Source organism: Parasediminibacterium sp. HNIBRBA5674 (assembly GCF_056745525.1).
Window position 1 is genome coordinate 1 of sequence record NZ_JBQWIE010000088.1, and the last position, 1,105, is coordinate 1,105.

Genomic DNA, 1,105 nt, shown 5'->3' on the forward strand with positions numbered 1-1,105 from the left:
ACTGATTTTAACGGTACACCAGGGTTAACTAATTACGTAGATTCAAGTAAACCTACAGCTTTTGCTTATGGTGTTACTGGTACACTAAATGGTAGTAGCGTGAATGTACAAACGAATACAACTGGCTTTAGCATTGTTGGTAACCCATTTGCTGCGCCTGTAAAATCTTCTGCATTAACTGGCGGTACTGCTGGTACAGCTTACTATAGGTATGTTGCAAATTTAGGTAGCGCAACCCCACGTATTAAGGCAGGCGGATGGTCAGCAGTTATGAGTTCAGGTGATTCTACAATACCAATGATGGGTGCTATTGCTTATACAGCGGGTGTATCTAGCATTACTATAGATGCAAGTACCGCAATTAGTACTACAGGTAATGCTATTACAGGTTTATTTGGTGAGACAGAAACTTTAAAATATTTAGAGTTGCAAATTACTAGTGGTGGTAATTTTTACGACAAATTGTTTGTACGCGCAGACGCAACTGCAAGCGAAGCTAGCAACGAGCGAATGGATTTAGTAAAGTTAAATAACGATGTAACTAATATTTACACCATCGCACCCGATAAAGCTCGTTTAGCAGTAGATGCACGTAAAGGCTTAGATGCCACAATACCAGTAGGTATAACTGCACCAGCAGGCCAATATACATTTACAGTAGCTAGCAACAACTTACCAAATGCCAGCAATGTGTACTTATTAGATAAATTAACCAACACCAAAACAGTACTAACAGCAGGTACAACTTACAGTTTTGATATTACGGCAGATGCATCAACAAAAGGTGATGGTCGTTTTGAATTAGGTGCAGTTAAAACAGCCATTCAAGATGTTGTTACGAACGACAATTTTTCAGTAAAAGTATTGGGTAATGTGGTAAACAATGCTGTAACAGTACAAGTAAAAGGTGCAAAATCGGCAGTACAGATTACAGTAGTAGACATGCAAGGTAAAATGATTAGTACCACTACAAGTAGTAGAGAAATTAATACTATAAGCTTAGCAAGTGGTAGCGGTATATACTTGATAAAGGTAACTGATGGTGATAACAGCATTGTAAACAAAGTTGTAAAACCATAATCAATTTAACTAACCCAAAGCATCA

The 1,105-nt window shown here is 37.9% G+C and carries 1 protein-coding gene; it reads left to right on the forward strand.

From position 1 onward, the window contains the following. The coding region (locus tag ACT9TX_RS18355; protein WP_481340557.1) for a T9SS type A sorting domain-containing protein at nt 1-1,080 on the forward strand (1,080 nt) is incomplete at its 5' end. Nucleotides 1,081-1,105: the final 25 nt, after the last annotated feature.